Here is a 9,544-nt window from a genome sequence, read left to right as displayed (position 1 = left end):
CGCATCCACCCGCGCCCCGGCCCACGCTCCGCGCACCCGCTCACGTCCCCGTACCCGCCCGCGCTCCGGTGCCGCTCCCGTCCCCTTAGGGCGTGCACCCCCTCGCGTACTCCCGCAGGACCATTCCCTCTCGTACCGGCTCGTCCCAGGGTCGGATCTGCGGGCCCCCGGCGGGTGATCGCCGTCCCGGCACCGTACCGTCGGAACCATGACGCAACGGGCGAAGATCGACACCGACGGCCCCGAGCCCCATGGCCCCGAGCCGCACGGCCGCGGATCTCATGGCCCCACCATCGACGCGGGCGCCGAGCTCGACCCCGTACACCCCATCAAGCTTCCGCGGCCCTCCGGCCGCCACACCGGCCTGACCGCCGCAGAGGTCGCGCGGCACATCGCCCGCGGCGAGGTCAATGACGTACCTGTCCGCAGCAGCCGCTCCACGACCGAGATCATCCGCGCCAATGTGTTCACCCGCTTCAACGCGGTCATCGGCGTGCTCTGGGTGATCATGGCGTTCGTCGCGCCGATCCAGGACACCCTGTTCGGCTATGTGATCCTCGCCAACACCGGCATCGGCATCATCCAGGAACTGCGCGCCAAGAGAAAGCTCGACGGACTCGCGGTGATCGGCGAGGCCAGGCCGACCGTACGGCGTGACGGCGTCGCCACCGCGATCTCCACCTCACAGATCGTCCTCGGGGACCTCATCGAACTTGGCCCCGGCGACAAGGTCGTCGTCGACGGCGAGGTGGTCGAGGGCGAGAGCCTCGAAATCGACGAGTCGCTGCTCACCGGCGAGGCCGACCCGGTGCTCAAGCGCCCCGGCGACTCCGTGATGTCCGGCAGCTTCGTGGTCGTCGGTGCCGGGGCGTTCCGCGCCACCAAGGTCGGCCGCGACGCGTACGCCGCGCAGCTCGCCGAGGAGGCGTCCCGCTTCACCCTGGTCGACTCCGAGCTGCGCAACGGCATCAGCACCATCCTCAAGTACGTGACCTGGATGATGATCCCGACCGCCGCCGGGCTCATCCTCAGCCAGCTTTTCGTCAAGCAGACCGATGTCAAGGACTCCATCGCCAGAACCGTCGGCGGCATCGTTCCGATGATCCCCGAAGGTCTGGTGCTGCTGACCTCCGTGGCCTTCGCGATCGGGGTCATCCGGCTCGCCCGCAAGCAGTGCCTCGTCCAGGAACTGCCGGCCATCGAGGGGCTCGCGCGCGTCGATGTCGTCTGTCTCGACAAGACGGGCACGCTCACCGAGGGCGGGATGGACATCCGTGAGCTGCGGCCTCTGGGCGGTGCGGACGAGACGTACGTACGGAAGGTCCTCGGCGCGATCGGGGCGTCCGACCCGCGCCCCAACGCCAGCCTGCGGGCGATCGTCGACGCGTACGAGGACGAGCGCGGCGAGTGGCCCCTGACGGCGGCGCTGCCCTTCTCCTCCGCGCGCAAGTACAGCGGCGCCGCCTTCGCCGAGGCGGAGTCCGCGGGCGAATCTGGGGGCGAGTCCGGGCGCGAGTCCACGGGCGAGTCCGGGGGCGGGTCCAGAGGCCTGTCCAAGGGCACTGGCAGCAACTCCTCGGGCTGGCTGCTCGGCGCGCCCGATGTGCTGCTGCCGCCCGGTGATCCCGCGCTCGCCGGGGTCGACCGCCTCAATGAGCAGGGCCTGCGGGTCCTGCTGCTGGCCCGTGCCGCCGGTGCCCCCGCCAAACTGGACGCCCCGGACGCGGTGGCCGGCGCCGAGGCGACCGCGCTCGTCGTACTGGAGCAGCGGCTGCGGCCAGACGCCGCCGACACCCTCGCGTACTTCGCCGAGCAGGACGTCGACGCGAAGGTCATCTCCGGCGACAACGCCGTCTCGGTCGGCGCGGTGGCCGGCAAGCTGGGCCTCCCGGGTGCGGAGCGTACGGTCGACGCGCGGCACCTGCCCGCCGTACGGGAGGAGATGACCGAGGCCGTCGAGTCCGCGTCGGTCTTCGGACGGGTCACGCCACGGCAGAAGCGGGACATGGTCGGCGCGCTCCAGTCGCGCGGGCACACGGTCGCGATGACCGGGGACGGTGTCAATGACGTCCTGGCGCTGAAGGACGCGGACATCGGCGTCTCGATGGGCTCGGGCTCGGAGGCGACCCGGGCCGTGGCCCAGATCGTGCTTCTCAACAACAGTTTCTCGACACTGCCGTCGGTGGTGGCGGAGGGCCGCCGGGTCATCGGCAACATCACCCGGGTCGCGACGCTCTTCCTGGCGAAGACGGTCTACTCGGTGCTGCTGGCGATCCTGGTGGCGTGCTTCCAGGTGGAGTATCCGTTCCTGCCCCGGCATCTGACGCTGGTGTCCACGCTGACGATCGGTGTACCGGCGTTCTTCCTGGCGCTGGCCCCGAACAAGGAGCGGGCGCGGCCCAACTTCGTACGCCGGGTGATGCGTTACTCGATCCCTTCGGGGGTCGTCGCCGGGCTCGCCACCTTCGTCACGTATCTGGTGGCCCGGCACTACTACACCGGCCCCGACTCCCTCAACGCGGAGACCAGCGCGGCGACGCTCACGCTCTTCCTGGTCGCGATGTGGGTCCTGGCGATCGTGGCGCGCCCGTACACCTGGTGGCGGATCGGGCTGGTGGCGGCGATGGGGGTGGCGTTCCTGGTGGTGCTGGGCGTGCCCGCGCTCCAGCACTTCTTCGCGCTGAAGCTGGTGGGTACGACGATGCCCTGGGCGGCGGTGGGAATCGCGGTGGTGGCGTCGGGGGTGCTGGAGCTGTGCTGGCGGTGGGTGGAACGCAGATTCCCGGCGTAGCGGGAGGCTGCCCGTACGACTGCCCGTACGAGAAGAAGGGGCCCGGCTTGTCCGCCGGGCCCCTCCGTCGTGTCGTCTGCCGCGATCTACCGCAGGTCCTGCCGCAGGTCCTGCCGCGTGTCCTGCCGCATGTCCTACTGCACGTCGATGTAATCGCCCGTGGCGTTGATCGGGGCGGTCGTGGCCGAGCCGGCGAAGCTCCAGCGGTAGTAGCCGTCGACCGACGCCGTGACGGTGGTCTTGAGCGCGCCGGTGGTGGCGCCCTTGACCGTCTTGACGGTGGTGTAGGTGGTGCTGTTCTTCTTACGGAACTGGAGCTTCACCGGCTGCGAGGCGTAGCCGGTGTAGTTGCCGCCGTCCCAGTTGACCCGGTCCAGCTTGCCCGTGACCGTGATGGTCCTGCCCTTCTTGACGGGCTCCGGCGCGGCGTTCACCGTCAGCCGCGACAGACGCTGGAGCTGGACGCTGCCGAAGGCGTCCTTGCGGACCATCTCCTGGTCCTTCGCCAGCGCGATGGCGCCGACCTTCCAGGTCCTGGCGTCGGTGTTGATCAGTTCCTGCGAGTCGACCGTCACGGTGAGCGTGCAGGTCGAGGTGGTGGCGCTGGCCGCCTTGCAGGTGGCGGCGTCCTCGTTCTGGAAGAACGCGTAGCCGTTCGGGTCCTCGACGCTGCTGCCGATCCAGATGATCGTGGAGGCGTCGACGATGCCCGAGTTGTCGGAGGCGGTGATGGCGACGGACACCTTCTTGGTGCCGGTCAGGCCGACCACGATGGGCTTGCCGCCGTTCACAACGATCTTGTTGAGCACGGGCGCGGTGTTGGCGGCCGTGGCCGCCAGCGCGCGCTGCTTCGCCTGCGGCACGGCGGTGTGCTGCTGCGCCGGGAAGCCGTACTGCCCGGCCGCCGGGGCGTGCCTGTCCGACGGAGCTGCCTGTGACGCCTGCGAGGCCGGTACGGCGAGGGCGGACAGGGCCAGGGCGCCGGAGACGACGGCAACGGTGGCACGAATACGCATATGGTCCCCAAGTCTGGTTCTACGGGTCCGTTGACCCGGAAAGCCAGACATGGGGATCCGGTGAATGGTTGTACGCGATCGCGGGGAAGGACGGACTCTTTGCGAAGATCAGACGAACGGGCCGGGTCCGTCCGGAGCATGAGGACCCGGCACGGCGCGCGCGGCTGGGCGTGCTAGTCGAACCAGCGGTCGCGCGCCAGTTCCTCCGTCCGTGACGGGTCTTCCAGCAGCGCCGCCACCTCGAAGCGTCGTGGCCACTGGCCCGCCGCCCACGCCAGCCCCGCCGCCACGCCCTCCAGGGTCGACGCGTGGACCACGCCCTCCGGGGTGCGGCGCCAGTCCAGTTCGACGCCGCCCGCGCGGAGTTCCTCGTGTTCGACGTACACCTCGGGCGTACCCGCGCCGAGCAGTACGTGGACCGACTCAGGAACGGTGTGCTCCTCCCCGTCCGTCGTCACCTCCGCCACGACCGTCTCGCTCAGCCGCCGCACCTGGAGCAGCTCCGCCAGTTCGGCGAAGCGCGTCGGGGACACCGGCAGCAGCGGCAGCCCGCCCGTCAGCGGCAGCAGGTCGGGCGCGTCCGCGACCACCGCGTCCGCCGCGTCGACCACCCGTACCTCACCGTCGACCACCGCCCGCAGCTCGTCCGGGAGCGTCACCTGTTCCGGGTCGAGATCGGCGAGGGCGGTGTAGAGGCCGTGGAGCTGCTGCGGGGTGACCTCGCGGTACGGATCGGCGAGCCGGCCCAGCAGTTCGGCGGCGCCGCCCGGCTCGTCGAGCAGCGCCGCGACGGATGTCCGTACCCCCAGCGCCCGCAGCACCTGGGCGTCGTCAAAGCCGGTCGCGTCCACCGAGTCGTACAGCCCCGCCAGCAGCGGATCGCCGCCCGCGGCCCGCAGCCCGGCCGGGCGCCGCCCGTCCAGTACGGGATGGTCGCGCAGCCACCAGGCGGTGTACGACCGTACGGTCTCCGTCGTGCCGTCGGGCAGCAGGATCCGTACGGACTGGGTCACCGCGTCCCGGTACGGCGGCCTGGCCAGCAGCGCCAGCGCCCGCGGCCAGGCGTCGTCGTCCACCAGGTCCAGGTCCCGTACGGCGATGATCTCCGTGGCGACCGGCGGTACGGGCGTCTCGGGCAGCCGGTCCAGCACGTCCTCGCACCAGACGTCGACCGCGTCCAGCAGACCCGCGTCGTCGGGCTCGGCGAAGTCGCCGTCGCGGGGCTCCAGTTCGTCCGGGTCGAGGACGACGTCGGTGGCGCGTACGAGCGCGAAGTCGGCCAGCACACCACAGGCGGCGAGCGGCTGTGCGCCCCAGCGCTCGGCCAGTTCGGCGTCGCAGAAGGCGAGTTCGTCCTCGCGGAGGACGGAGGCGAACGGGCTGCCGGGCAGCACGAGTTCACCGGCGGGCGCCAGTTCACCGTCCTCGTCGGGCAGGGCGAGCGCGCCGAGCCAGGGTTCGTCGCCGGCCTCCAGACCGGCGTCCCGTACGAGACCGAGGACGGTCTCGGCCAGTTCCTCGGCGTCCGGGGTGGCGGCGGCTCCCAGGTCGGCGTACCAGGTCTCGCCCGCGTCGAGCGACGCCGCGACGGCCGTACGCACCTGAGGGGTCGTCAGCACCGCACGCGGGGTGGCAGGCAGCGCGCCCAGCTTCTCCAGCAGCGGGTGGGCGGCCTCGGGATGGGCGACCTTCAGGCCCAGCCGGGCGAGGTCGGTGGCGGGCTCGGAGTCGGGCAGCGGCAGCAGGACCTGGCGGGGGCCGATGGCCGTACGCCCATTGGCCAGCGGCACCGGCAGCCCGGAAAGACGCTCGGGGTCGACGCCGGCGAGCGATTCGTACAGCCGGTGCCACCAGGCGGGCGGACGCTCGGCACCGGCGATCCGCTCGATGGCCTCGCCGAGCGGGAGCCGGCCGACACCGAGGGTGCGCAGTTCGGTACGGCGCTCGAAGCCGGCGGGAAGGAGGGTGGGCAGCACTTCGGCGAGGACACGTACGGTGTCGGCGCCGGCGCCTTCGACCACTTCGGCCTCGAAGGGGCGCAGGGCGGCGGGGAGTTCGCGCTCCTCGCTGTCCTTGGCGCCGTCGTTTCCGGCTTGCACGGCGGGCGCGGCGGGCGCCAGGAAGGCGACCCGGGGCAGCCGCTCCAGGATCGCGGCCCGCAGCCGCCCGTCCAGCTCGCCCTTGCCGAGCGGTCCCGGCACCAGATCGATGGTGCCGGTGGAGACGGGCTCCCAGTTCCCGAGCAGTTCGGCGTACGCGTCGGCCGCCCGCTCGACCAGGAAGTCGGTGAGCGGTCCGGGCGCGGGGTGGCGCCGGGTGGTGTCGAGCGGCAGCGAAGCGATCAGCAGCGCCGGTACGCCGAGGGGCTCGTCGGTGGGGGTCGGGGCGTGCACGACGGGCGCGGTACGGGGGCGCCGGGGAGCGCCCTCGGCGTCCACGGGGACGGCCCAGGTCACCGACCAGTGGGGGCGCAGCCGCTCCTCCAGGGGGCGCCCTTCGAGGAGCGCGGGCGCGGTGGGGCCGTGGTGGGCGACGACGCGCCAGCGGTTCGCGGCCCCGCCGTCCTCGATGTCGACGTACGGTCCGTGCTGCGAGCGGCGCAGCACCCGCTCCCCGTCCGGGGTCTCGACGACGATCTCGCTGAGCCCGGAGAGGGTCAGCAGCAGGGCGTCGTCGATCCCGGCGAGCAACCGCTCGACGAGATCGGCGGCGGTGCCGTCGCGCAGCGGCAGGACGACGACCGTGTCGTACCCGTCGGGCGCCGTGCCCTCGGCGGGCAGGGGCAGCCGCAGCAGCGGTACGTGCCCTTCGCGGCGGCGCAGCTCGTCCCCGAGTCCCTCGCTGGCCGCGGCGGCCTGCCCGGCCAGCTCGCGGGCCTCGGCGAGGGACCAGCGGACACCGCCGTGCCGGCCGATGACGGCAGGCTCGTCGCTGACGGCGAGCACGGCCGCGAAGCCGACGCCGAACCGCCCGACCGCGCCCTCGTGGCCCTCGCGCTTGGCGGAGGCGCGCAGGGTGCTGAGCGACTCGGCACCGGCGGCGTCGAGGGGGGCGCCGGTGTTGGCCGCGGCCAGTACGGCGGGGCTGTCGGCGGTCCCGGGCCGCAGGGTCAGCCGGAACCGCCCCGGCACCCCGGCGCGGGCGGCGGCATCGGCGGCGTTCTGCGCCAGCTCGACCACCAGCCGGTCGCGGTAGCCGCCGAGCGCGAGGTCCTCCTCGGCGTTGGCGTCCTCCCGGAACCGCGCGGGGCTGGCCCCCCACGCGTCAAGCACTCCACGCCGCAGCCGCGCCGTCCCGAACGGGTCGGCCCCCTCGGTCGTCCTGCCGCTCACGTTCCGACTCCACTCTGCTCCGGCTGCGCCCCACCATCCCCGTCCGGCCCGAAGGTACCGCGTACACACCGACGAGGGGGTGCGGGGCTGCTGTCCCGGACAGACATACTCCCGCCGCGTCCGGTGCGGGCCGTACGCAATGAGGTCGACGGCCAGAAAACGCCCCCCGTTCACCCACCGGCCGCCGGCCGCGTCCTCACCGCCCGCCGCTTTCTGGATAAAACCGCATTGACAAGAATTCGCCACACATTCGGGTGAATCTGCTATTCGGGCGAGAGGCAAGGGGAAACGACTCTGCCCAGGGACGGCAAGGATTTCACGGAAACAGGAATTCTGCCGCGATTACGGAACGTAATGCTTGCCCGTATTGATTGCGGTATCGCGGGGGCTGGATCCTCGAATTGTCCCGGGCACAGTACCGGCGGGTCGTGCCGGGGGAACCGGGGCGGAAAGGGAGCGAAATGAGGATTCTCAAATCTCTGGGCGTGATCCTGGCCCTGGTGCTGCTCGCCCTCGGGATCGGCGGCGGGCTGGCTCCGGCGGCTTATTCGGCGGACGGGCCGGACGCGCCGGGCGGGGCCGGGTATTCGGCGGCCGATCTGAACACCGGGCGGACCGTCAGCGGGGGTGCCCCGGCGACGTCCGGGGCCGACAGAGAGGTGCCGCCGCAGGAGGCCTCGCTGAGGTGCTGGGACCCGTATTTCTCCGGTTCCACGTTCGCTGTTTCCTGTGACGGCAGCCGGTATTACGTCTATGTCGACTGCTCGAACGGCTACCGGTACGTCGTCGGCCCGCTCTCCGGGGCCAAGCGCGTCACTCTCACCTGCCCGGGCGGATTCCGGGCGCTGCGAGGTGGTGGCTACGGCAGCTGATTCCGCTGGAACGTCGCTCATGGGTGTGTGACGCTTCGCCCTGGCGGATGGCCGTCCGTCAGGGCGGACCAGCGTCCGCCGCCGCCGGAAATCGGGCTCGCCGCAGCGAACGTCCGCCTTACGACGCCTGCCTTACGGCGCCTGCCTCAGGAGTGGCCCAGGTCCTCCGACTCGTCCTCCGGTCCCGCCGCGGGCACCGAGCCGCTGTCGGGCGCCGGGCGCAGCGGGAAGGCGTCCGCGCCCATCGAGTCCAGTACCGGCGGGGCCGGGCGCGGCGGCTTGGGCATGATCGCCGCCTCCGAGTGCCCGCCGCAGCCGTACGCCAGCGATACGACATGCCCGTCGGCCGGGGAGAACTCGTTCCCGCACACCCCGAAGGCCTGCCGCAGCGAACCGGCCAGCGGCAGCAGGAAACCGCAGGAGACGCATGGCGCGGGCGCCGCCTGCGCCATGGGCGTCTTCGCGCCGTACGCCTCGTCCCAGCGGTCGGCCGCGACATGCAGTCCGTACCGCGAGAGCACCCGCGCCCGGCGCATGCCCAGTTCCTCCGCGACCGACGCGATTGTGCCCCGCGTCGGCAGCACACCGCTCCCGGCCGCACCGCTTCCACCTGCACCGCTTCCAGCCGTACCGCTTCCGGCACCGGAAGCGCCGGGCGCGCCGCGCCCGGCCGCGCCGCCCTCCGGAGCCAGGTCCTCCTCCGGCCCCGCGTCCTCCGCCTCCACCAGTTCCGCGAGGTTCTGCGGGGTCACCGCGTCCGCGGCCAGCACCGAGTTCGGCGGCGGCGCGTCCTCGCCCGAGTAGCCGGGCTCCAGCCGCAGATCCTCCGCCTCCGTGGGCAGCAGATCGCCCGGCCCCATGTCACCGGGCCTGAGCCGCTCGCTCCAGGGCACCCATTCCGGAGCCAGCAGGGCGTCCGGCCCCGGCAGCAGCACCGTTTCATCGAGCGTGACGACCTTGGCCCGTGAGGCCCGCGCGACCGTCACCGCCCAGCGCCAGCCCCGGTACCCCGGCTCCTTGCACTCGAAGAAATGGGTGACGACCCGGTCGCCGTCCGCCACCGCCGAGACATGCTCCCCGACTACGCCGGGCGCGGCCGCCTCCTCGGCGGCTGCCCTGGCGAGGTCCACCGCCTCGACGCACAGGCGGTCAGGGGTACGGCTTCGCGTCGTCGCAGCACTCACAGGTCTCGCTTCTCTCCTACGCCGTATCACGGGTGCGCCGGCCGATTCGTGATGTACGAGCCGCGGGCGGAGCGGACCAGAGGGCCGCATCGACGTCCGCGCCCGACCTCGCCTCGGGCACACCTATCGTCTTCCATTCTGCGGGATGACGAAGAGGCGCGCGGCCGAGAACAACCGCCGGTGGCGCGCTACGCACGCTACCCCCTCCATGGCCCCCCGCCCACCTGCACGCCGCCTTTCCCGTACTTCGGGCAACACCGCAACAAGCCCGTGACCCGGCGAACGACCCGGTAGCGGCCCGCGCGGGGTGTGCGGAGGTCCCGTCCGGCCGGTACCGCCCGGCCCGCGC

Annotated in this window: 5 protein-coding genes; 2 read left to right on the top strand and 3 right to left on the bottom strand. The window is 72.3% G+C overall.

The window, feature by feature from the left end:
- Positions 1 to 208 precede the first annotated feature (208 nt).
- Positions 209 to 2,791: a cation-translocating P-type ATPase gene (locus WH07_RS06650; protein ID WP_046496478.1), complete on the top strand. Its 2,583-nt coding sequence runs from the start codon at positions 209 to 211 to the stop codon at positions 2,789 to 2,791.
- A 134-nt stretch (positions 2,792 to 2,925) separates the two neighbouring features.
- Here WH07_RS06650 and WH07_RS06645 read toward each other — a convergent pair whose 3' ends face one another.
- Positions 2,926 to 3,807: a DUF5707 domain-containing protein gene (locus WH07_RS06645; RefSeq protein ID WP_046496477.1), complete on the bottom strand. Its 882-nt coding sequence runs from the start codon at positions 3,805 to 3,807 to the stop codon at positions 2,926 to 2,928.
- A gap of 173 nt (positions 3,808 to 3,980) precedes the next feature.
- Positions 3,981 to 7,139 carry a sacsin N-terminal ATP-binding-like domain-containing protein gene (locus WH07_RS06640; RefSeq protein ID WP_046496475.1) on the bottom strand — a complete coding sequence of 1,053 codons (3,159 nt, stop codon included), beginning with the start codon at positions 7,137 to 7,139 and terminating at the stop codon, positions 3,981 to 3,983.
- A gap of 461 nt (positions 7,140 to 7,600) precedes the next feature.
- On the opposite strand from WH07_RS06640, the gene WH07_RS06635 reads away from it, so the two are divergent.
- Positions 7,601 to 8,011: a hypothetical protein gene (locus WH07_RS06635; RefSeq protein ID WP_046496472.1), complete on the top strand. Its 411-nt coding sequence runs from the start codon at positions 7,601 to 7,603 to the stop codon at positions 8,009 to 8,011.
- Positions 8,012 to 8,157: 146 nt separating this feature from the next.
- On the opposite strand, the gene WH07_RS06630 is transcribed toward WH07_RS06635, so the two are convergent.
- Positions 8,158 to 9,195, bottom strand: coding sequence for a DUF3027 domain-containing protein (locus WH07_RS06630; RefSeq protein ID WP_046496470.1), 1,038 nt, complete (start codon positions 9,193 to 9,195; stop codon positions 8,158 to 8,160).
- Positions 9,196 to 9,544 lie beyond the last annotated feature (349 nt).

This window comes from Streptomyces odonnellii (assembly GCF_000981895.1).
In the GTDB taxonomy this organism is placed as follows: domain Bacteria; phylum Actinomycetota; class Actinomycetes; order Streptomycetales; family Streptomycetaceae; genus Streptomyces; species Streptomyces odonnellii.
The sequence above is the reverse complement of the archived record's forward strand: the minus strand, read 5'-3'. Positions and strand labels throughout refer to the sequence as shown.

Excerpts from the sequence above, each read along its gene's own strand:
- WH07_RS06635 (WP_046496472.1), top strand. The coding sequence starts at position 7,601 with ATGAGGATTCTCAAATCTCTGGGCGTGATCCTGGCCCTGGTGCTGCTC.
- WH07_RS06650 (WP_046496478.1), top strand. The coding sequence starts at position 209 with ATGACGCAACGGGCGAAGATCGACACCGACGGCCCCGAGCCCCATGGC.
- WH07_RS06645 (WP_046496477.1), bottom strand. The coding sequence starts at position 3,807 with ATGCGTATTCGTGCCACCGTTGCCGTCGTCTCCGGCGCCCTGGCCCTG.